The sequence below is a fragment of the Pseudotenacibaculum haliotis genome (assembly GCF_042684245.1).
GTDB lineage: Bacteria > Bacteroidota > Bacteroidia > Flavobacteriales > Flavobacteriaceae > Polaribacter > Polaribacter haliotis_A.
Genome location: NZ_JBHULH010000003.1, coordinates 368,200 through 390,491 on the forward strand (window position 1 = coordinate 368,200; position 22,292 = coordinate 390,491).

The 22,292-nt window shown below is 35.7% G+C and carries 17 protein-coding genes; 13 read left to right on the forward strand and 4 right to left on the reverse strand.

All coding sequences use genetic code 11. The annotated features are described in order from the left end of the window. Nucleotides 1-5: 5 nt before the first annotated feature. From ACFSRZ_RS07310 to ACFSRZ_RS07320, 3 genes are read left to right on the forward strand one after another with little or no spacing between them, the layout of a single operon-like run. On the forward strand, nucleotides 6-1,079 hold the full coding sequence (locus ACFSRZ_RS07310) for a ThiF family adenylyltransferase (protein ID WP_379665887.1): 1,074 nt from the start codon (nucleotides 6-8) through the stop codon (nucleotides 1,077-1,079). Between the two features lie 2 nt (nucleotides 1,080-1,081). After that, nucleotides 1,082-2,845, forward strand: coding sequence for a MutS-related protein (locus tag ACFSRZ_RS07315; RefSeq protein WP_379665888.1), 1,764 nt, complete (start codon nucleotides 1,082-1,084; stop codon nucleotides 2,843-2,845). Between the two features lie 26 nt (nucleotides 2,846-2,871). Then, entirely contained in the window at nucleotides 2,872-3,318 is a 447-nt protein-coding gene (locus ACFSRZ_RS07320; RefSeq protein ID WP_379665889.1) for a hypothetical protein, read from the forward strand. A gap of 39 nt (nucleotides 3,319-3,357) precedes the next feature. Here ACFSRZ_RS07320 and ACFSRZ_RS07325 read toward each other — a convergent pair whose 3' ends face one another. Continuing rightward, nucleotides 3,358-3,780 carry a molybdenum cofactor biosynthesis protein MoaE gene (locus ACFSRZ_RS07325; RefSeq protein WP_379665890.1) on the reverse strand — a complete coding sequence of 141 codons (423 nt, stop codon included), beginning with the start codon at nucleotides 3,778-3,780 and terminating at the stop codon, nucleotides 3,358-3,360. Nucleotides 3,781-3,898: 118 nt separating this feature from the next. Here ACFSRZ_RS07325 and ACFSRZ_RS07330 point away from each other — a divergent pair, with 118 nt between their 5' ends. Continuing rightward, entirely contained in the window at nucleotides 3,899-4,174 is a 276-nt protein-coding gene (locus ACFSRZ_RS07330) for a DUF3817 domain-containing protein (protein WP_379665891.1), read from the forward strand. On the opposite strand, the gene ACFSRZ_RS07335 is transcribed toward ACFSRZ_RS07330, so the two are convergent. The 3 genes from ACFSRZ_RS07335 to ACFSRZ_RS07345 form a co-directional block, all read right to left on the reverse strand. Then, nucleotides 4,171-4,413 carry a MoaD/ThiS family protein gene (locus tag ACFSRZ_RS07335; RefSeq protein WP_379665892.1) on the reverse strand — a complete coding sequence of 81 codons (243 nt, stop codon included), beginning with the start codon at nucleotides 4,411-4,413 and terminating at the stop codon, nucleotides 4,171-4,173. The genes ACFSRZ_RS07330 and ACFSRZ_RS07335 overlap by 4 nt on opposite strands. Before the next feature lie 26 nt (nucleotides 4,414-4,439). Beyond that, the gene (locus ACFSRZ_RS07340; protein WP_379665893.1) at nucleotides 4,440-6,908 is read right to left on the reverse strand and encodes a DUF5686 and carboxypeptidase regulatory-like domain-containing protein; all 2,469 of its coding nucleotides are present in this window, start codon (nucleotides 6,906-6,908) and stop codon (nucleotides 4,440-4,442) included. Between the two features lie 172 nt (nucleotides 6,909-7,080). Further along, nucleotides 7,081-7,608 (reverse strand): hypothetical protein, encoded by a 528-nt coding sequence (locus ACFSRZ_RS07345; RefSeq protein ID WP_379665894.1) that lies wholly within the window; start codon nucleotides 7,606-7,608, stop codon nucleotides 7,081-7,083. 290 nt (nucleotides 7,609-7,898) lie between these two features. Between ACFSRZ_RS07345 and ACFSRZ_RS07350 the strand changes: the two genes are divergently transcribed. The 9 genes from ACFSRZ_RS07350 (at nucleotide 7,899) to ACFSRZ_RS07390 (ending at nucleotide 22,215) form a co-directional block, all read left to right on the forward strand. Continuing rightward, the gene (locus ACFSRZ_RS07350; protein WP_379665895.1) at nucleotides 7,899-8,792 is read left to right on the forward strand and encodes a LysR family transcriptional regulator; all 894 of its coding nucleotides are present in this window, start codon (nucleotides 7,899-7,901) and stop codon (nucleotides 8,790-8,792) included. Nucleotides 8,793-8,866: 74 nt separating this feature from the next. Then, the gene (queG, locus tag ACFSRZ_RS07355; protein ID WP_379665896.1) at nucleotides 8,867-9,793 is read left to right on the forward strand and encodes a tRNA epoxyqueuosine(34) reductase QueG; all 927 of its coding nucleotides are present in this window, start codon (nucleotides 8,867-8,869) and stop codon (nucleotides 9,791-9,793) included. 63 nt (nucleotides 9,794-9,856) lie between these two features. Further along, nucleotides 9,857-12,133 (forward strand): NADP-dependent malic enzyme, encoded by a 2,277-nt coding sequence (locus ACFSRZ_RS07360; protein WP_379665897.1) that lies wholly within the window; start codon nucleotides 9,857-9,859, stop codon nucleotides 12,131-12,133. A 30-nt stretch (nucleotides 12,134-12,163) separates the two neighbouring features. Further along, nucleotides 12,164-12,745 (forward strand): Holliday junction branch migration protein RuvA, encoded by a 582-nt coding sequence (ruvA, locus tag ACFSRZ_RS07365; protein WP_379665898.1) that lies wholly within the window; start codon nucleotides 12,164-12,166, stop codon nucleotides 12,743-12,745. A gap of 4 nt (nucleotides 12,746-12,749) precedes the next feature. After that, nucleotides 12,750-19,856 (forward strand): T9SS outer membrane translocon Sov/SprA, encoded by a 7,107-nt coding sequence (sov, locus tag ACFSRZ_RS07370; protein WP_379665899.1) that lies wholly within the window; start codon nucleotides 12,750-12,752, stop codon nucleotides 19,854-19,856. 21 nt (nucleotides 19,857-19,877) lie between these two features. Beyond that, nucleotides 19,878-20,261 carry a glycine cleavage system protein GcvH gene (gcvH, locus tag ACFSRZ_RS07375; RefSeq protein ID WP_379665900.1) on the forward strand — a complete coding sequence of 128 codons (384 nt, stop codon included), beginning with the start codon at nucleotides 19,878-19,880 and terminating at the stop codon, nucleotides 20,259-20,261. Further along, a complete protein-coding gene (locus tag ACFSRZ_RS07380) occupies nucleotides 20,227-20,613 on the forward strand; it encodes a VanZ family protein (RefSeq protein WP_379665901.1) in 387 nt (128 codons plus the stop codon). The genes gcvH and ACFSRZ_RS07380 overlap by 35 nt, the downstream gene beginning before the upstream one ends. Nucleotides 20,614-20,677: 64 nt before the next feature. Then, entirely contained in the window at nucleotides 20,678-21,397 is a 720-nt protein-coding gene (locus ACFSRZ_RS07385) for an energy transducer TonB (protein WP_379665902.1), read from the forward strand. A gap of 101 nt (nucleotides 21,398-21,498) precedes the next feature. Continuing rightward, complete coding sequence (locus ACFSRZ_RS07390) at nucleotides 21,499-22,215, forward strand: energy transducer TonB (RefSeq protein WP_379665903.1); 717 nt, start codon at nucleotides 21,499-21,501, stop codon at nucleotides 22,213-22,215. The last annotated feature ends 77 nt before the right edge of the window (nucleotides 22,216-22,292 follow it).

Sequence of the window (22,292 nt, forward strand, 5' to 3'; positions counted from 1 at the left end):
TATTGATGTCAGATATCGGCAAACAAGACCTGTTCAAACGCCAAACCACCTTGCCTGAAATAGGTGAAGAAGGTCAGCAAAAACTACAAGAAGCAAAAATCTTAGTTGTAGGCTGTGGAGGTTTGGGAAGTCCTATTGCTGTGTACTTGGCCTCAAGCGGAATTGGAAAATTACACTTGATCGATTTTGATCAGGTAGATATAACCAACCTACACCGTCAGGTATTTTATACGTTGGAAGATGTAGGTGCGTACAAATCGGAAGCATTGGCAAAGTTCATTCAGCAAAGAGCTCCGTTTACCCAAGTAACATTTTCAAGACAAGCTTTAACTAAGACCAATGTATTGGATGTTATTTCCGAATACGATATCATTGTAGACGGAACGGATAGTTTACCTACAAAATACTTGCTAAACGACGCTTGTGTTCTCAAAGGGAAACCTTTGGTGTATGGTTCGCTATATAAGTTTGATGGCTATGTAAGTGTGTTCAATCTGGAAGCTTCATCGGCTCATTTACGAGATGCCTTTCCTACAATGAACACAGATGTGCCTAATTGTGAAGAAGCAGGGACATTGAACGCTATTGTGGGGATAATTGCTACAGCTCAGGTGAATGAAGTGTTGAAGATCGTTACAGGAACAGGAGAACCTTTGAACAACGAATTGTTGATCTACAACGCTTTGCAAAACTCGCAGTTAAAAATGAAATTACAATCTAGGATTTCAAAAGAAGAGGTAACAAAGATCTTTGATAAAGAAACCTATTATGATGCTTCTTGTGACGTACAAAACCCAGATTGGTTGATCTCTCCTGAAGAACTGAAAGAAACCTTGTCGGACACTGAGCAAAGTCGAAGTGTCAAGTTAATTGCAGTTTTACCAAATCTAGCACTTCCGTTTGAAGTTCATCAAACCGTTTCGCTTACAGAAATAGAAACTTTCGAAATTGACTCTGATACAACCTATGTGATGATCTGTCAACGAGGAATGACCAGCTATAAAGCAACAAAACAATTAAGAGAAAAATACCCTGAAGCTGATGTTTTGAGCTTGACAGGAGGAATTAGCAATTTTTAAGAATGAATCCTGTAGAATTTTACACACAAGCAAAAGCTACTTTTGAGACTGAATTGGTTCAATTAAAGAAAAGACTAGCACTGTTTTCAACAATTCGGTTAGCTGTTTTTCTATTAACTGGCTTAGGCATTTACCTTACCATGGCTACCCCTTTAAATTCGGCTATAGTTTTTATAGTAGGCGCTGTTGTTTTTGGTTTTTTGATTGTCAAGCATTCAGATTTGGTAAAAAAAAGAGATGTCATTCTTCAAAAAATTGAGATCAACAGAATAGAACTAACAGTATTTGAAGGAAAATTTATTTCTCGTGAAGTAGGGTTTGATTTTATAGATTCCAACCACGCATTTAGTCACGATATAGATCTTTTCGGAGAGCGATCTTTTTTCAATTATATCAATAGAACCGTTACAGAAAGTGGAAAACAAGAACTGGCTAATACCCTTAGCTCAAATGAAATCGATTCTATAGAAAAGAAGCAAGAAGCTATAACTGAGTTAGCCAAAAAAGTAGAATGGAGGCAACACTTTTCGGCACTTGCAGGGTTGGTTCGTGTTGGTCAATCATCTAAGTTGATAGCTGATTATATTCTTAACTACAAAACAGTTTTTTCAAAGAACCTAAGTAAACTTCCTTTGTTGTTTTCAATACTTTCTACTTTGATCATAGGGCTGGTAGCATTTCAAGTGATTGCCTTCAATATCTTAGTTCTTTGGTTTTTTATAGGTTTAGGAATTGCAATTTTCTTTTTAAAGAAAACACAAAAGATCTATACAGATTCAAACAAAGCCAAAGATACTTTTGATCAGTATTATCAGCTCTTACAAGAGATAGAGAAGGTTGAATTTTCTTCGGAAGTATTACAAGAAAAACGACAAAAGATTCAAACAGAAAAACAAAAAGCTTCTGAGATTTTTGAGCGTTTTGCTAAAATATTAAACAGGTACGATCATCGAAACAACATTTTTGTAGCACTTTTAGGAAATGCCCTCTTTTTATGGGATTTGAAAAATGCCTGTGATGTAGAGAAATGGATTGGCGACTATAAAAATGTAGTACAAGAATGGTTTGAAGTTGTAGCTTTCTTTGATGCACAAAACTCACTGGCTAACTATTGCTTTAACCACCCTGAGTATAACTTTCCAAAGATCAGTCAAGATATAATCATCAAAGCCACTTCATTAGGACATCCTTTATTGAAGCCGGAAAGCAGAGTTGATAATGATTTTGAGATCGATCAAGAGAAATTTTATATTATCACTGGGGCTAATATGGCGGGGAAAAGTACTTTCTTAAGAACAATAGGAATATCCATTGTGATGGCAAATGTTGGGTTGCCAGTTTGTGCCGAATCTTTTGAGTACAAACCCATCAAATTGATCACCAGTATGAGAACAACGGATTCTCTGGCGGACAATGAATCGTATTTTTATTCAGAATTAAAACGATTGAAATTCATTGTCGATCTGATGAAAGACGATGAATATTTTATCATTTTGGATGAAATCCTAAAAGGAACAAACAGCAAGGACAAAGCTTCTGGATCTAAAAAGTTTGTAGAGAAATTAGTTAGCTTTAGTTCTACAGGAATCATAGCCACTCATGATGTAAGCTTGTGTGAGTTAGAAAAAGAATATTCTCAAATAGAGAATTACTTTTTTGAAGCAGAAATCAAAGAAGACGAGTTGTTTTTCGATTATATTTTAAAGCAAGGAATCTGCAAGAATATGAACGCGTCTTTCCTATTGAAAAAAATGGAAATTATTTAATTATAATTAGGAGAAAATATGGTGTTTTGAAAAAGCAAAAGAAGGATAAGAAGAAAAAAATTAACAGATATCTATTGATAGGGACTTTGGGTTTTTTTGTTTTAATTTTCATTTTTATATACTATAATGGTAAAGCAAGAGAGCAGAAATTAAAAGATAAAGGTTTTGATAGCGTTGCAATAGTAGAAAAACTAAAACTCAATGCGTCTAAAGGGACAACAGGTACAGAGGATATAGTGTATTTTTACTTTGTTAAAGGCGATACCGTATTTCATAAGATTTCAAGTCTTCATTCAGGAACTATCAAACGACTGAAGATTAAATTAAATGATGCTTTCTTACTTCGAATAGTAAAAGATGATTATAGTATTAAGAAAGTGAATTACAAAGTTAGAATTGATACGTTTATTGATAAAAGGAAATATCATATTCATAGATATAATACATTAATCCATAAGAATAAAATAGAGTAATTGAAATATTAACTCATTGTCAAATTTTCACATTGAATTTTACGGGTGGGCATTTACCCAAACCTCACCATCAGAAAAATGCTCTTTTTTCCAAATAGGAACTGTTTCTTTTAAAGTATCTATCGCAAACTGACAGGCTGCAAAAGCCGCTTTTCTATGTGGAGCAGATGCTGTAATGATTACAGGAACATCTCCAATTTGTAATAATCCTTCTGCGTGATGAATGGCAATTTTCTTGATCTCAAATTGTTCTAAGGCTTGATCTGCAATTTTCTGCATTTCTTTAATCGCCATCGGTTTGTATGTGGAAAAATCAAGTTGTGTTACCTCTTTGTTTTGAGTGCTATTGCGCACTGTTCCTACAAAGGCAGCGATGCCTCCACAAGAGTCGTCGGTAACAAAATCATAACACTCGTTTAAGTTTAATTTTTCTGCCGTAATTTTTATAGAAGTATTGCTCATTTGAGTACAAAAATAGTGATTTGAGCCGTATCTTTGTAGACGAATTTATGTCACCTCGAGCAGAGTCGAGAAGTCTTAGGTCTCGACTCTGCTCGACTAGACAATTTTAAAAACTTTTATGAAAAACTTTTTCAGAATTATCAGCTTTTTAGAAGGAACCTCTTACCTACTTTTATTATTTGTTGCCACTCCCATTAAATACTTATTAGACGATCCTCAATATGTGAAAATGTTGGGTATGCCACACGGGTTGTTATTTGTAGCTTACATTGTAATTGCCTACTTGATCAAAGACCAAATGCAATGGAACGGAAAAACTTTTGGAGTTGTTCTTTTAGCATCAATTCTTCCTTTCGGAACTTTTTATGTAGATAAAAAGTATTTGAGAGATTAACCTCCGCTTACCGGTGGGATAACAGCTACAGTATCATTTTCATGTAACTGCGTATCATCATTTGCATAACTTTCGTTTACGGCAATAGCGTATGAATTCAGTTGTGTGAGTTTTGGATATTGACGTTGCAATGTATCCTTAAAATCAGCTACAGAAGCATTTTTATTAAGCTCAAGATCTAATGTGTTTTCTCCGGTGAGATCTGTAGAAATACCAAAAAGAAGTACCTTCAATTTCATACCATCAAAGATACTTCTTTTCTAGTTTAGTCAAACAATGTAATTCCAAATAAGAACCCGTCGTTTTTAATTCCGTTAAAGTTAGAGCGTACATAATCTACACGTAAGAAACGCCATTTTCCAAATCCGATATTGTCTATTCCAACAGAATATTCAGAATAAGGTTTTCTTCCTCCGGTAAATAACCCTTTGGCTCCAGCTACTAAGTGGAAATTCAATTTGTTGATCAATGGAATCTTTCCAAGTAAGAAACCTTTGAAGTTATGCTGAATATGTGCCTCGGCATACTTATCATTTGTACTTAAGGTATAATAGTCTAACAATCCAAAGCTATTGGTATAGCTGCTTGGCGCTAAATTCAATTGATGTCCGTTTGCATGTAAATAATCCATAAAAGGAATGTCTTTTTGTTTTAAGAAAATTCCGGAACGCACATTGTATTGAAAGTCTCCCACGTTTCCTAAAGAAACAAACTGTCTCAATCGAGCTAAGAATAGATCAGAATTGTACTCAGAATTATCTGATCCAAACGTCTTACGATATGCCAAAGATAAAGTTGGATAATTAGGGTTTCCAACACCAAACTTACTATTTGGGTACATCAAGTATTTTTGACCAAAAACAAAAGAAGCTCCCAAGTTAAAAGTCCAAATACGATGCTGATTAAAAGGAGCAGTAAAATCTGTTGGATCTATTGGGTTGTTTGATTGAAAAGCTACATCATCTCTACCAAACAATACATAATTTGTTGTGTTAAACAAAGGCTTTCTGTCTGCATACTCAATAGATGAACTCATGTAAATACCATTACCAACTTCTTGAGAATATCCGATTCTTCCATAGGTTTTTTCATAGATCTTAAGATAGTTCTGTTCTCTCAATAATGAATAAACGGTATTGTTGATCTTGGAGATTGGATTTCTTCCGTTGAATTGAGGAGTTGCAATACCTCCGGAAACGCTTACTCTCTGTCTTTCAAAATTGTTCCACTTTTTATTGAAATAGAAAATAGGTCTGATCTCTTTATCTGAGAGCCCGTAATTAATATTCACTCCGGCATTCCACCATTTTCCTTTATCGTTTTGCCTTTTAAAATAGCTCAAACGAGTAGATAAATTCCAACCTTGTACCGTGTTGTATGATATGTCATCCAAAAAACCACTGTAGCTGAAAGACCATTTTTCATGAGAGTTCCTATATGAATACCCTGTAATAGGAGATGTAATTGTAAACTTGTTGTTTACACCATCAATAGAATCTAAATATTTTTCTGACTTACGGTAAGCTTTAATGCTGTCTTTTAAAGTATAGTCTTTTACTTCTTCAACAGTTAAGGGTACCGGACGTAAAGTGCTCCAATAAGCTGTGTCTTTTTCGGTAGCATCCTTTTCAAAAGAAAGGATCACATTGGTAAATGTACTATCGTCAAAACCAGGGTTGAAATCATAATTAGAATAAGCGGAAGAAAATCGTCCATCAACATTAAAACCAAAGAATCCAAATTGAAAATCGATAGTTTGAGAGATCAATACCCAAGCCTTATTTGACTCAGCATAATTGTAATCTTGTTTAAACCTCAAATCACCGATCATAGGAATTCCAATTTGTTTCCCGGAAGTAATCAGGTCTACACCATAAATAGCCCATTCATCTTCTACAATATAGATATGGCCTTTAAAAATACGATCGCCATCACGTTTTGGTGTCACCGAAATCTTGTTGATCAATGTTCCGTTCTTATCATAAAAAGTACCAACGAGTTTGTATCTGTAATACCCAAAAGCACCGTTTGAAATTGGAGAAACCAATTTATTTTCAGCAACATTTACAGCATTGTCATAAAAGTTGATGGTGGCATCTTCAGCTCTGTTAAAACTGATTCCGTTATCAGACCCACTTACTTTAGAAGCAATGATCTTTTCCTTAAAGTTTCGAGGCCTTTTTTGAAAAGCGATCTCAGAGATAGTTTCCGATAAATAAATGATTCCACTCCTTGTAGAATCCAATCCACCTCCCATATCTCCAAGTTTTTGCCCTAAGATTTTTTCAGGAGCATTCTTTACTCGGAATAATCCTCTCGAATAGAACTTAGCGGTATACTCTGCTAACTTGTCTGTGTTTTTGTCTTTTGCCGCAATAGCGCTTCTAATAATAGCATTTGCAGGGTTTTCAGAAGTAGAAATTTTCACTTCATCCAACTCAACTTGTTCTTCTTCTAAGCTGGCATTTAATGTATAAGGAAAACTTTGAATGTTGGCTGTTTTTCGAATGGTTTTGTAACCTAAAAATTGGAAAACAACAACGTATTTCCCGGGTCTTTTTATGTCTAATTCATAATCTCCATTGTCGTTAGATGTTGTTCCGGTAATGGTTTTATCCAAATAGATACTTACAAAGGAAAGTGGCTTTCCGTCTGTGTCTGTAACTTTACCTTTGATCTGTGCAAAACTTCCAATGGTAATCGTAAAAATAACTAGAGTAATAATTCTTTTCATATAATAGTTTATTAGTTGAGTCGACAAACATAGAGTTTGTATTTAGACGACCTTCTTTAAGTTTTGTTAAACAAGTTACAATAAAGTCTTAAAAATGTAATGACGCCATTTTATAACAAAAGGTTGTTTTTCAGTATAAAAAAACCTCGCTATCAGCGAGGTTTTGTATTTGTTAAAAATCGTAGACCGGAAAGTTGGGGTCGGCTTTGAAGCAATCAATATCTGTAGGATAAAACATATATAAGTAATAGGTTCCATTTGATTCACAGCAGAATGGTACAGCTTCACAATGCTCATTTGCCAAAGCTTGAAGATAGGCTGCCATTTGTGGAGTCAAACAAAGAGGATCGGCCGGTGGAAATGGAGGAGGAACAGGAATATCACGAATAGTATTGATTCCTGCTATTCGCAATGCTTCTTCACTGTAATTAGCTCCGTCAACAGCAGAGTAAACACTAAGCCCTCTAAATGTTGCTGTTTTGATCATATTGTATTCTTCATCAGAAAGATAAGTAGCTCTTGTTCCAGAGATCTTACCGTTTTCATCCAGATATGCAGGGTACACCAAGTGGGTGCTACCTTGTTCTGTTTGCCTGTTAAACTGTGATTGATCTATCGAAGCAGGTTCGCTTAAGATAGACTCTTCTGTACTACAGCTAAAGATTAGAAGCGCAAAAAGCGCAAAAATTAATTTTCTCATTTTAGTTTGGTTTAAGTTATTTTCGATTTGGTTGACGTATCGAAAAATGACGTCTTAGTTGCATATGAACTTTATCTCGATGGCCGTTCTTTCGGGGTAAAAAAACTTAGCGATCATTGTTTTTTTTGTGTAGAAATAATAAAGACATACAGGAGGTTTTTTTCATGATGTGATATTGTTTGGACTGTAAAAATCAACCATAAAATTTTATATCTTTCTATGGAATTATTTCTTTATAGGTATGAGTTGATACCTATTTTGAAACCTTCTAACCCTCTAAAAATAAAACTATGGATATACGACAACTAGAGTACTTTCTTGTGGTTGCCGAAGAGCTGAATTTCAGGAAGGCCTCAGAACGACTCTATATTTCTCAGCCGCCTTTAACCAGATGTGTAAAACGACTTGAAGAAGAATTAGGAGTAGAGCTGTTTGTTCGTGAAAAAAAGAGAATCAAATTGTCAAAATCAGGAGCCTTATTCTATCAAAAGTGTAAGAATATCCTAATCAATATGGAAAAAGCAAAAGAGTCAATAAGGCAGGTTGAAGAAGGATATACAGGCTTGTTGAGAATTGGGTTTACTATTTTTGGGATGTCGAAACTGGCAGTTGATTGTATTCGAGAATTCGCACAGAAATATCCAAAAGTGAAACTCGTCTTGGATGAAATTCCGGGAACCTACAATGCCAAGGAAAGTCTGATTGAAGGAGAAAACGATATTATTTTCACCTATGGGTTAAAAAATGACATTCGTTTGGTTTCTAAGATTATTGAGAGAGATGAGATCGTATATGCGATACCCAACAACAACCCTATTTCATCTTCTGAATCTCTATCTATTAAAGAGATGAAAGATGAAGATTTTATAATTTTCCCAAGACATGTAGATTCGCTGTGGTATGATGTTTTTTTAGAAAAATGCTTTGATGAAGGCTTTACACCTAGAATTGTTCAGCATATAGAATCTATGTGGAGAAGGATCAACTTGGTGTCTATGGGATTGGGAATCGCCTTTACAGGGAATAACTTTGTTGATATTGGAGTTGAAAATGTGAGTTATGTTCCCTCGTGTGAAAAAGAAAAAATAGAACTCCCTATTACATTGTCTTATAAAAAGGAAGATGAAAATATGTTGATAAAGAAGTTTTTAGACGTAATGAAGCGTTTTGATACCCACTCTTGAGCTTAATGAAGTGTTGGGAATTATGAGAATAGCGATTTGTTTTTTCTGTATTTTTGAATCCATAATTCTATCCATTGAACAAGCAAACTCAATATTCACAATTCATCAAAAAGGAAGCTAGTCGTTTAGGCTTTCTGGATTGCGGTATTGCCAAAGCAGAGTTTTTAGAGAAAGAAGCTCCTAGGTTAGAATCTTGGTTGCAGAATGATTACCATGGAAAAATGTACTACATGGAAAATCATTTTGACAAAAGATTAGATCCAAGACTCTTGGTTGAAGGAGCCAAATCTGTGATCTCTTTAAGTTATAATTATTATCCTGAAGAAGAACAAAGAAAAGATTCATATCAGATATCAAAATATGCCTACGGTGAAGACTATCACCATGTGATCAAAGGAAAGCTAAGAGAATTGCTGTATTCAATTCAGCAAGAAATAGGAGAAATAAGCGGAAGAGCTTTTGTAGACTCGGCACCGGTGTTGGAAAGAGCTTGGGCAGAAAAAGCAGGTTTGGGCTGGAATGGGAAACATACACTTTTGATTCAAAAGCAACAAGGATCCTTTTTCTTCTTAGCAGAATTGATCATTGACTTGGAATTAGAATATGATCATCCTTTTCCTACCGATCACTGTGGTGAGTGTACTCGTTGTATAGATGCCTGTCCAACACAAGCGATTTTACCCAATTCAACCATTGATGGAAGTAAGTGCATTTCCTATTTTACCATAGAATTGAAAGACAATTTGCCAACCGAGTTTAAAGATTCCTTTGAAGATTGGATGTTTGGGTGCGATGTATGCCAAGATGTATGTCCGTGGAATCGTTTTTCAAAACCCCATTCAGAACCTTTGTTTCAACCTAAAAAAGAACTCTTGGATATGACAAAAAAAGAATGGGAGGAGATCACAGAAGAAACCTTTAGAAAGGTCTTTAAAAAGTCGGCAGTAAAGCGAACAAAATTTGCCGGATTTACAAGAAACATCCAGTTTTTAAAAGATTGAAACTAAGCCTTTATCTTTTATCGAAAAGCCTATATTTGTAAGTCACAAACAAATGACTAAATCATGAGTGATTCGAGGAAGAGAAGAGAAGCACTATTATACCACGCAAAGCCAAAACCAGGTAAAATTGCAGTTGTTCCAACTAAGAAATATGCAACACAGCACGACCTTTCTTTGGCGTATTCTCCGGGAGTTGCGGAGCCTTGTTTAGAGATAGCAAAAGACAAAAAAAACGTTTATAAATACACAGCAAAAAGTAACCTTGTTGCTGTAATCTCCAACGGAACAGCCGTTTTAGGATTAGGAGACATCGGACCTGAAGCTTCTAAACCTGTTATGGAAGGGAAAGGATTACTGTTCAAGATCTTTGCAGACATCGATGTATTTGACATCGAAGTAGATGCTACAGATGTAGACAAATTTGTAGAAACAGTAAAGGCAATTTCTCCAACTTTTGGAGGAATCAACTTAGAAGATATTAAAGCACCGGAAGCTTTTGAGATCGAAAGAAGATTAAAAGAGGAATTGGATATTCCTGTAATGCATGACGATCAGCACGGAACAGCAATTATTTCTGCCGCAGCATTAAAAAATGCGATGGAGATCACAGAAAAAGACATTGCTAAGTGTCAATTTGTTGTCAACGGAGCCGGAGCAGCTGCTATTTCTTGTACTCGTTTGTATCTAAGATTAGGAGCAAAGAAAGAAAATATTGTGATGTGCGACAGTAAAGGTGTGATTCGAAAAGATAGAGACAACCTTACTGAAGAAAAAGCAGAATTTGCAACAGACAAAGACCTGAACACTTTAGAAGAAGCTATGCAAAATGCAGATGTATTCATTGGCTTGTCTAAAGGAAATGTGGTAACACCGGAAATGCTATTGTCTATGGCAAAGAACCCTATTGTATTTGCTATGGCAAACCCTGAGCCGGAGATCGCTTATGATCTTGCTTGCGCAACAAGAGATGATATTGTGATGGCTACCGGAAGATCAGACCATCCTAATCAGGTGAATAACGTATTAGGGTTCCCATTCATTTTCCGTGGAGCGTTGGATGTAAGAGCCACCAAGATTAACGAAGAAATGAAGATGGCAGCAGTACATGCTTTAGCTGATCTAGCTAAGAAATCTGTGCCGGAACAAGTAAATATTGTATACGATGAGGTAAGTCTTTCGTTTGGAAAAGACTATATCATTCCTAAGCCTTTTGACCCAAGATTGATCTATGAAATTCCACCGGCAATTGCAAAAGCAGCTATCGAATCAGGAGTTGCATCAGAGCCAATTGAAGATTGGGATCGCTATCGTGAAGAGTTGATGGATCGCTCTGGAAGTGGTAGTAAAGAGATTAGATTGCTTCACAACAGAGCCAAAAGAAACCCAAAGAGTGTTGTATTTGCAGAAGCAGACCAATTGGATGTGTTGAAAGCAGCTCAGAGAGTTCATGAAGAGAGAATTGGAAAACCAATCTTGTTAGGAAGAAAAGAGGTAATTCTAGAGATGAAAGAAGAGCTAGGATTTACGGCAGATGTTCCAATCATCGATCCAAAAACAGACGAAGAAAAAGAAAGAAGAAATCGTTTTGCAGATAAGTACTGGGAAACAAGACAGCGCAAAGGGATTACTATATTACAAGCCAGAAAGTTGATGCGTGAACGCAATTACTTTGCGGCGATGATGGTAAACGAAGGAGAAGCAGATGCTTTGATTACCGGATATGCAAGACCTTATCCTACAGTTGTAAAACCAATGATAGAACTAATAGGAAAAGACAGAGGCGTAACCAGAATTGCAGCAACCAACTTGATGTTGACCAAAAGAGGACCGATGTTCTTGGCAGATACTACCATTAATATCAACCCATCAGCAAAAGATTTGGCTAAGATCTCTCAAATGACCTATAAGATTGCCAAAATGTTTGGAATGAAACCAAATATTGCAATGCTGTCATTCTCAAACTTTGGGTCTTCTAATGCAGAGAGTTCTAGAAAGATACAGGATGCGGTTTCCTATATCCACAGACATTTCCCACATGTAAATGTTGATGGTGAATTGCAAGCAGATTTTGCGTTGAATCCAAGTATGCTGGCAAAAGAATTTCCTTTTTCTAAGTTAAACGGAAAAAAAGTAAACATACTGATCTTCCCAAATCTGGAATCAGCTAACATTACCTATAAATTGTTGAAACAAATTGACGGATCAGAATCTATAGGACCAATCATCTTAGGATTCAAAAAACCGGTACACGTTTTACAGTTAGGAGCTAGTGTAGATGAAATGGTAAATATGGCGGCTGTAGCAGTAGTGGATGCTCAACAAAAACAAAGACAAAAATAATTTCTTACATTAGGAATCTGATTCAATAAGATGATTACACAAATTAGGGGGAGGCTAGTAGAGAAAAATCCAACATTCGTTGTGGTTGATTGCTCTGGAGTTGGTTATTTATTGCACATATCATTACAAACCTATTCTTCATTATCCGATGAAGAAGCAATTCATTTATATACACATCTTTCTATAAGAGAAGATGCTCATACCCTATATGGTTTTCTTACGAAAACTGAACGTGAAGTTTTCCGATTATTGATCTCTGTTTCCGGTGTAGGACCTAGTATTGCAAGAACCATGTTGTCATCTATGTCGTCTGAAGAAATTCAGAATGCCATTGCTTCAGAAAATGTAGCATTGATCCAATCTGTAAAAGGAATTGGAGCAAAGACTGCACAGCGTGTTATTGTAGACTTGAGAGATAAGATCTTAAAAACATTTGATATCGATGAAGTTTCTGTTAAAACAAACAATACCAATAAAGAAGAAGCGTTATCTGCATTAGAAGTTTTAGGGTTCAACAGAAAACAATCTGAAAAAGTCGTTTCATCTATTTTGAAAGATTCCCCCGACGAAAGCGTTGAATTGCTAATTAAAAAAGCGTTAAAGAGTTTATAGTCAATTGATTAAGTTATATAAATACATCTTGTGTTTTTTGTTTGTTGTGGGAGCAATACATCTTACTGCTGCACAGAACAATACGCAAAAGAAAGATTCTGTTCCTTCCAAGAAGGATACATTGAATCTAAGATATAATTTCAAACACGGTCAAACGGGGAATTTATTGCTAAAATATCCTTCAAAATTTGAAGTCATTTACGACAAAAGCCTCGATCGATATGTGATAGTTGAAAAGGTAGGAGATTACTACATCAAGACACCAATTTTTATGACTCGAGATGAGTACAAAAAATATCGCTTGCAAAGAGATATGTTAGAGTACTTTAAGAGTAAGATCAGTGCTAGAAACAGTAAGAATGCCGCAGCAAAAAAAGACCTGCTTCCTACGTATTATGTGAACTCTAAATTCTTTGAATCGATATTTGGAGGAAATCAAATTAAGATCACACCAACAGGAAGTATCAATTTAAAGTTGGGCTTCATCTATCAAAATACAGATAACCCACAACTATCAGAACAAAACAGAAGTAGTTTTACATTTGACTTCGATCAGCAGATCAATGCCGGAATTACGGCTCAGATCGGTGAACGATTAAAATTAACAGCCAATTACGATACACAATCTACATTTGATTTTCAAAACCTTATCAAATTAGAATACACGCCTACAGAAGACGATATTCTTCAGGGGATTGAAGCCGGTAACGTAACCATGCCTATTAAAAACTCTTTGATCAACGGTTCTCAGAGTCTATTTGGTGTAAAGACTAAGTTGCAATTTGGAAAAACGAACATTACGGCAGTTTTCTCACAGCAAAACTCAGAAAGTACAACGGTAACAGCAGAAGCAGGAGCCTCTATTGAAGAGTTTGAATTGAGAGCAACCGATTATGATAACGACAGGCACTTCTTCTTATCGCAATACTTTAGAGAAAACTATGCAAGATCATTGAGACAATATCCTTTGATCAGTAGCCCAATCAATATTACCAGAATTGAAATTTGGATTACCAACCGAAATGCTTCTGTAGAAGATTTTAGAAGTATTGTTGCTTTTGCTGATATTGGTGAGACGGGAGCAAGTAATTTGGTAAACTCCAATATCACTCAAACCAATACCATTGCGGTAAACGGTGTAAATATTCCAACCAATCAATCGAATAATATCTCATCAGTATTAACAGCTACCAGTGGGATTCGTGATATTTCTACAGTAGACAATACGCTGTTAACCACATTTAATATGCAGCAAGGTACAGACTATAGCTTGTTGCAAAACGCAAGAAAATTACAACCCAACGAATATACCTTACACCCACAACTAGGATTTATCTCTTTAAACAGAAGATTAAATGATGGTGAGATCTTAGCAGTGGCATATGAATATACCGTTGTTGGAGCTACCGAAAATGGACAGCCGGGAGAAGCTTCTTATAAAGTTGGGGAATTCTCAAATGATGGAATTCAAGCACCGGCAAACTTAGCGGTGAAATTATTGAGAAGTGAAATTTTAACAACGAGCAGACCTGATGGATCTGGTGGAATTGAACCATTTCCAACCTGGAATCTGATGATGAAAAACGTATATGCTTTAGGAGCTTATCCGTTAGAACCTAATGGATTTCGATTTGAGATCCAGTATCGTGATGATCAAACAGGAATTCCGTCCAATACCTTGCAAAATGCTCAAACACCGGGAATTTCTAATGAACCTTTACTACAAGTTTTTGATCTGGATAAACTAGATCAAACTCAGTTTCAAACACCCGATGGGTATTTTGATTATGTAGAAGGAATTACTGTAAATTCTCAAAACGGATATGTGATCTTTCCCGATCCTCAGCCTTTTGGAAACGGATTAGAATCATCTTTAACAGTACAATCAGATATCGATCAATTTGTATTTGATGAGCTGTATCTAGATACAAAGATCAATGTAAAAAACAACAACCAGAACAAAGATAAATTCCTCTTAAAAGGATATTTCAAATCTCAAAACGGAGGAGGAATTCCATTAAACGCATATAACGTACCACAAGGTTCGGTAACAGTAACAGCCGGAGGAAGACAGCTGGTAGAGGGAATTGATTTTGTGGTAGACTATATAGCCGGTAGAGTACAGATCTTAGATCCGGGATTACAATCTTCAGGAATTCCAATTCAGGTTTCTACAGAAAATAACTCCGTGTTCAATCAACAAAGAAAAACCTTCATGGGAGTTGATGTAGAACATAAATTCAATGAAAACTTTATCGTAGGAGGAACGGTTTTAAATGTGAACGAAAGACCGTTAACTCCGAAAGTGAATTTTGGTTCGGAACCGATCAACAATACAATGTTGGGATTAAATCTAGATTTCTCAACAGAAATGCCACTCTTTACCAAACTGGCCAATAAGTTACCTTTTGTAGATACAGATATCCCGTCTAATTTATCGGTTAGAGCAGACATGGCATATTTGATCCCGGGATCACCTAGTGGGATTGATGTAACAGGAGCTGCAACAGCTTATATTGATGATTTTGAAGCTTCACAAATTCCTATCAGCTTACTTACACCATTGCAATGGTATACAGCAAGTACACCACAGAGATCCGGAGCAAACTTAAACGGTTTGGCAAGTGATCTTTCCTACAATAACTTAAGAGCTAGAATGGCATGGTATAATATTGACCCGATCTTCTACGGAGCAGGAAATACACCTGGAAATATTGATGCCGATGCCTTGTCTAGAGATGAAACTCGTCAAGTAAACTTTAGTGAGTTGTTTCCAAATCAAGAATTGGATGTTACGCAACAAACCTTAGTAAGAACATTAGATTTAGCGTATTTTCCAAACGAAAGAGGACAATACAACTTTGATACAAACAATGTAAACCCAGACGGAACATTTAACAATCCGGAAGATCGTTGGGGAGGAATCATGAGGCCGCTAACCACTAACAATTTTGAGCAGGCCAATGTAGAATATATCCAATTCTGGATGATGGATCCTTATTTGAATTATTCGATTACTAATGAAGAAGGATTACCAACCGGAGTTAATCCACAAGACCCAACCAATCAAGTAGGAGATCTTTATTTCAACTTAGGAAACATCTCTGAAGATATCTTAAAGGATAATAGGAAACTATACGAAAACGGATTACCTGCAGATGGATCAACCTTAAATACAACTCCAACTATTTGGGGTAAAGTTCCTACAAACCCATCAATCATTTATGCTTTTGATGAGAATGATGCAGCCAGAGCCAATCAAGATATCGGACTGGATGGTTTAACAGATGATGAAGAGCGTTTGATGTTTCCTGCACTGGCAAGTTTAGCAGATCCGGCTTCTGATAACTATAGATACTACAGAGGGGCTGAGTTAGATGCGATAGATGCATCAATCATTACCCGATACAAATTGTTCAACAATACACAAGGTAACTCGCCAACACTTAACCAATCAACAGAATCTTTCCCAACATCAGCAACAACTTATCCTGATGTAGAGGACATCAACAGAGATCAAACTATGAATACTGTTGAGAGTTATTATGAATATAAGGTGTCTTTAAATAGAAATGACCTGATAGTTGGGCAAAACTTTATTGTAGATCAAAAAGAAACTCAAGTAACTCTAGATAACGGTCAGGTTCAAACAGCACGTTGGTATCAGTTTAGAATTCCAATTAGAGGAGGAACACCTATTAACAATATTTCAGACCTAAACAGTATCCGATTTATTAGAATGTTTATCACTAGAGCCAAAATGCCTTTGGTATTACGTTTTGGTGAATTAGACCTTGTACGTGGAGATTGGAGACGTTATACAAGAACATTGGATCCTGCGGTAAACCCTGATCAAGAATTAACGCAAACCGAATTAAACGATTTTGAAGTTGGAGTTGTAAATATTGAACAAAACGAAGGAAGATATGTATTGCCTCCGGGAATCATTAGAGAGCGTTTGCAAGGAAGTACAACTATACAACAACAAAACGAGCAATCGGTTTCTTTAAAAGTAAACAACCTTCCTCAAAACAAGATAAGAGCGATCTATAAAAATATCAGTGTAGATCTTCGTAGATATAAAGAGTTAAAGATGTTTCTTCACGCAGAACCAATAATGGTAGGAGGGGTAAGCGACGATGAAATGACAGCCATCATTCGTTTAGGAACAGACTTGAATGATAACTTCTATCAATTAGAAGTTCCATTAAAAATATCACCTAACGGAAGCTTAGCACCTTTAGATGTTTGGCCAGAAGCCAATAATTTAAATGCTATGCTAGAGCAATTAGGAAAATTAAAGTTAGACAGAGATGTTGCCAATGCTCCAATAAATGAATTATATCCGGCAGCAGGTGGAGATCCATCTCAACTAGTATTAAGAGTAAAAGGAAACCCTACGTTAGCTCAAATCAGAACTATTATGTTGGGGGTAAGAAATAATGCCAACCTAGACAAGAGTGCAGAGATCTGGTTTAACGAATTACGTGCTTCAGGATTCGACAACGAAGGTGGTTGGGCAGCTGTGGTTAGCGCTGATGCAAACTTTGCAGATGTAGCCAATGTTTCTATGACAGGTAGAATGCAAACTGTTGGATTTGGAAATGTTGAAGATAGAGTGAGTCAGCGTTCTTTAGACGAAAGCAAACAATACGATATTTCTACAAGTATCAACTTAGGAAAAATGATGCCTAAAAAATGGGGAATCGAATTACCGATGAACTATAGCATTGGAGAGCAGTTTATCGACCCTAAGTTTGATCCGCAATACCAAGATGTTGAGTTAAAAGATGTAGAGGCTGCAAACCTAAATACAGGAACACCAAGAGGAACAGATGTTGCCAGAGATTATACCAAAAGAAGAAGTATCAGCTTTATCAATGTGAAGAAAAGACGTAATCCTGAATCTTCTAAAAAACCTAAATTCTACGATGTAGAAAACCTAACAGTTTCCTATGCGTTTAACGAGGAGGTACACAGAGACTATAATATAGAAAGAGCCGTAAATAAAAATGTAGTTGCCTCTGCTTCGTATAACTTTAATTTCAAACCTAAGTTCTTTGAACCATTCAAAAAGACCAAACTTTTAAGAAGTAGATACTTGAAATTGATAAAGGATATCAACTTTAATCCGATTCCAAAGAACATTGCGATTAACTCAAGGATTAATAGAACCTTTAATGAACAACAATCGAGAAACTTGGTAGCAGGATTATCGCCACAACCTAAATTAACGCAAAGACGTTTCTTGTTTGATTGGGATTATACGATTGGCTTTGATTTTACAAAATCATTAAATGTAACGTTCAATGCAACCAATAGCTTTATTTATGATGCTTTTGGAAATAATGAAGACTTAGAAATATTTGACAACTTCTTTAATGTTGGAAGACCTACAAACTACCATCAAAAGTTAAATGCAACCTATAAGTTACCGATCAATAAGATTCCTTATTTGAACTTTGTAACGGCAGATTATTCTTATGCGGCAGATTTCGATTGGAGTGTTTCTTCTCAGGACGAACAGTTAAGACAACAGATCGGGAATTTAATTCAGAATGCAAACACGCATAATATCTCCGGAACATTTAACATGGCCAGATTGTATAGAGATACCAAACTGGAAAGACTGTTTGTAAAGAAAAAGAGCTCAAGAAGAACCAATCCGGGATTACCGGGAGCTCCTAAATTACCAAACCAGGTAAACTCAAAAGGTAGAGATAAGAGAACGTTTGGACAAAAGTTCTTAAAAGGATTCTATGATGTATTAACTTCTGTAAAAACAGCCAAGATCAGTTATACAGAAAACAATGGTCAAGCATTACCGGGATATGAACCGGAAGCTGGGTTCTTAGGAAGAGATAGTTTTAATGGAGGCTTATCACCTACTTTAGGATTTGTTTTTGGAAGTCAGATCGATATTAGAAATAGAGCATTAAATAGTGGTTGGTTGGTAGCACCAAGAGGCGCTGGAGATGACTATTTTGATAAGACCTACAGCAGAACACACAGAAACAATTTAGACTATAGCTTCTCATTAAAACCGGTAAATGATTTTAGTATTGAGATTACCGGAAATAAGATTAGAACAAGAAACCTAACTCAGCAGTTAGATATTATTGAAGATGCAAGTAGTGAAAACGGAATTATCAATCCGAATATCCCTGCATTTGTAAACGGAAACTTTAGTACCAGTTATTCAATGTTCTCAACCGCATTTAAGGATGGAGATCAATTATTCCAAGAATTAAGAGCCAATAGAGATCGTATCGCAGCAAGATTGGTTTCAGAAAATCCGGGATCTAACCTGGCAAATTACGGACTCAATAGTCAGCAAGTATTATTGCCGGCTTTTTTAGCTGCCTATTCAGGGAAAGACGCAGGCAAGGTGAAATTAGGACCTTTTAGAGATATTCCTATTCCTAACTGGACACTTCGTTATACAGGATTTATGAAGTATAAGTGGTTTAAAAAGAACTTTAGCAGTTTTAGTGTTACCCATGGATATCGCTCTTCTTATACTGTAACTAATTTTACAAGTAATTTACAATACGATGCCTCAGAACCTTTTGGAGGAATTAATCCACTGAGTGATACTTACAATCCTGAAATTCTAATTTCATCGGCAACACTAATTGATGAGTTCAATCCTTTAGTAAAAGTAGAGATGAAGATGAAAAATTCGTTCTCATTTAAAGGAGAGGTAAAAAGAGACCGTACGCTAACCATGAACTTTAACAACAGTACCTTAACAGACATCAAAGGAACCGAGTATATCGTAGGGTTAGGTTATGTGTTTAAAGATGTAAAAATGAAAACATCTTTCACCGGAAAGAAGCAAACATTAAAAGGTGATATTAATGTAAGAGCAGACCTTTCGTTACGAGATAATTTAACCTTAATTCGATCAGTTGATATTGATAACAATCAAATCAGTGGAGGGCAAAAATTATTTTCACTAAAATTGTCAGCAGATTATATATTAAGTAGTAATTTAACGGCGTCGTTTTATTACAACCATCAAACGTCTAGGTATGCAATTTCAACAACGTTTCCTAGACAGTCAATAAACGCAGGATTTAATTTTATTTATAATTTAGGAGGAAACTAATTTAAAAAACAATTTATACCAATGAACATTCCATCAGATTTAAAATACACCAAAGACCATGAGTGGGTAAAAATTGAAGGAGATATTGCAACCGTAGGAATTACTGATTTTGCTCAAGGAGAATTAGGAGATATCGTTTATGTAGATGTAGACACTTTGGATGACCAAGTAGCCAAAGACGAAGTATTTGGTTCTGTAGAAGCTGTAAAAACAGTTTCAGATCTATTTATGCCACTTACTGGAGAAGTATCTGAGTTTAACGAAAAACTAGAAGACGAGCCGGAAATCGTAAATTCAGACCCTTATGGTGAAGGATGGATGATCAAGATATCTATCATGGCAGATCAATCAGAAATAGAAGGCTTGTTAGATGCTGAAGCATATAAAGAACTTATTGCTGGATAAAGCAATCTACATTGCCTTTACCATTACAATTTCAATAGCTATTTTAAGCTTTATTAAAGTCCCTTCAGAGGGACTTTATGTTTCATCGTCAGATAAAGTTTCTCATTCCATAGCATACTTTTTTTTAACCCTTTCTTGGTTGTATACTATTTTAAAAAAAGACCATTTTTACTCCTGGGTTAAATATACCATTGCAGGATGCTTTATTTACGGCACAGTTATTGAGGTAATTCAAGGTGCTGTGACAACCTATAGGACAGCAAGTTACCTAGATATGGTGGCCAATTCTGTAGGGATTTTATTAGCGATTTTAGCATTTCATATGTTCGAAAAAAAAATTCGTCTTATTTAATGTTAAATATTGTAAATCATATAATAATTTAGTTAAATTAGCGAACTATTAAAAACTTTCAGAGATGGAAATTAAGAAAAACCCAAAGTCAAACCTAGAGAACTACAGTAAGCTGTTCATGCAAATAGGTTTGGTTTTAGCACTTTTTGTTACGTATGTAGCCATTGAAAAGAAAACATTTGACCGCCAGTTTGGAGATTTTGGTGATGTTGTGATGAATGCAGATCTAGAAGAAGAAATTCCAATTACTGAACGTATAGAACCAGAAATTCCTAAAACACCACCACCACCAACTCCAGAAAAGATTGAAGTTGTAGAAGACGAAAAAGAAGTTGAAGAAACTGTGATTGAAACTACAGAAACAGATGAAACAGAAGCTGTAGAAGTAGAAGAAATCGAAGAGGTGGAAGAAGCAGAAGAAGTTGTCGAGGATGTACCTTTTACAATTATTGAAGACGTACCAGTTTTTCCAGGTTGTAAAGGAACTAAAGCGCAATTAAAAGCATGTTTCAACAAGAAAATGCAAAAGCACTTTGCTAAGAAGTTCGACTCTGATCTTCCAAACGAATTAGGATTATCTCCAGGAAAGAAGAGATTGATCATGCTTTTCAAGATCGATAGAAGTGGAAATATTGTAGATATCAGAGCAAAAGCTCCACATCCAAGATTACAAAAAGAGGCAATTAGAATTATCAAGTTATTGCCAAAGATGACTCCTGGTAAACAAAGAGGTAAGCCAGTAGGAGTTAAGTACACTTTACCAATGAGAATCGATGTAGAATAATACATATCGAAATATTAAATGTTAAACCCGACTATAATAGTCGGGTTTTTTATTGGCATGTTATTTGCAATTTTTTAGTTGAACTATTAAAAATTTAAAAAATGCAAGTAAAAAAGAATCCCAAATTCAATTTAGAAAATTACAGTAAGTTGTTCATGCAACTAGGATTGGTATTAGCACTCTTTTTAGTGTATGTTGTTATTGAAAAGAAAACTTTTGAAAGGCAATTCGGAGAATTTGCCGATGTGAACATGACGGCCATAGAAGAGCCGGATACCCCAATTACAAAACGACTGGAACCAAAAGTTCAAAAGCCAAAACCTCAGATTCCGGATGTAACCGTAATTGTACCCGATGATGAAGATGTTGTAGAAGATATTATTGAACCCAATGAAATTGATGAAGATGATGCTATTATTGTAGATCATATTGATGAGGTAGATGAACCGGAGGATATTGTAGAAGATGTTCCTTTCTTTGCTATAGAAGATGTACCCGTTTTTCCCGGATGTAAAGGAGATAATGAAGCATTAAAAGATTGCTTTAATAAGATGATGCAAAAGCACTTTGGTAAAAAGTTTGACTCTGATCTTCCTAACGAATTAGGATTGGCTCCAGGGAAGAAAAGAATCATCATGCTTTTTAAGATCGATAAAAATGGAAATATTGTAGATATCAGAGCAAAAGCACCGCATCCAAGATTGCAAAAAGAAGCAGTTAGAATTATCAAATTATTGCCTAAAATGATTCCTGGTAAACAAAGAGGAAAAGCTGTGGGAGTAAAATATACATTACCAATGCGAGTAGATGTAGAGTAAGTTTTTACAAGATAAAAGCAAAAGCCTAACGATTCTGTTAGGCTTTTTTGTTGGCACATTATTTGTTTTCAATAAGT

What these genes read in the sequence shown, in the direction of transcription:
- ACFSRZ_RS07385 (WP_379665902.1), top strand. Translation starts at nt 20,678, where the DNA reads ATGGAAATTAAGAAAAACCCAAAGTCAAACCTAGAGAACTACAGTAAG.
- ACFSRZ_RS07340 (WP_379665893.1), bottom strand. Translation starts at nt 6,908, where the DNA reads ATGAAAAGAATTATTACTCTAGTTATTTTTACGATTACCATTGGAAGT.
- ACFSRZ_RS07310 (WP_379665887.1), top strand. Translation starts at nt 6, where the DNA reads ATGTCAGATATCGGCAAACAAGACCTGTTCAAACGCCAAACCACCTTG.
- ACFSRZ_RS07360 (WP_379665897.1), top strand. Translation starts at nt 9,857, where the DNA reads ATGAGTGATTCGAGGAAGAGAAGAGAAGCACTATTATACCACGCAAAG.
- ACFSRZ_RS07350 (WP_379665895.1), top strand. Translation starts at nt 7,899, where the DNA reads ATGGATATACGACAACTAGAGTACTTTCTTGTGGTTGCCGAAGAGCTG.
- ACFSRZ_RS07315 (WP_379665888.1), top strand. Translation starts at nt 1,082, where the DNA reads ATGAATCCTGTAGAATTTTACACACAAGCAAAAGCTACTTTTGAGACT.
- ACFSRZ_RS07335 (WP_379665892.1), bottom strand. Translation starts at nt 4,413, where the DNA reads ATGAAATTGAAGGTACTTCTTTTTGGTATTTCTACAGATCTCACCGGA.
- ruvA (WP_379665898.1), top strand. Translation starts at nt 12,164, where the DNA reads ATGATTACACAAATTAGGGGGAGGCTAGTAGAGAAAAATCCAACATTC.
- ACFSRZ_RS07390 (WP_379665903.1), top strand. Translation starts at nt 21,499, where the DNA reads ATGCAAGTAAAAAAGAATCCCAAATTCAATTTAGAAAATTACAGTAAG.
- ACFSRZ_RS07380 (WP_379665901.1), top strand. Translation starts at nt 20,227, where the DNA reads ATGCTGAAGCATATAAAGAACTTATTGCTGGATAAAGCAATCTACATT.
- ACFSRZ_RS07330 (WP_379665891.1), top strand. Translation starts at nt 3,899, where the DNA reads ATGAAAAACTTTTTCAGAATTATCAGCTTTTTAGAAGGAACCTCTTAC.
- ACFSRZ_RS07345 (WP_379665894.1), bottom strand. Translation starts at nt 7,608, where the DNA reads ATGAGAAAATTAATTTTTGCGCTTTTTGCGCTTCTAATCTTTAGCTGT.
- gcvH (WP_379665900.1), top strand. Translation starts at nt 19,878, where the DNA reads ATGAACATTCCATCAGATTTAAAATACACCAAAGACCATGAGTGGGTA.
- ACFSRZ_RS07325 (WP_379665890.1), bottom strand. Translation starts at nt 3,780, where the DNA reads ATGAGCAATACTTCTATAAAAATTACGGCAGAAAAATTAAACTTAAAC.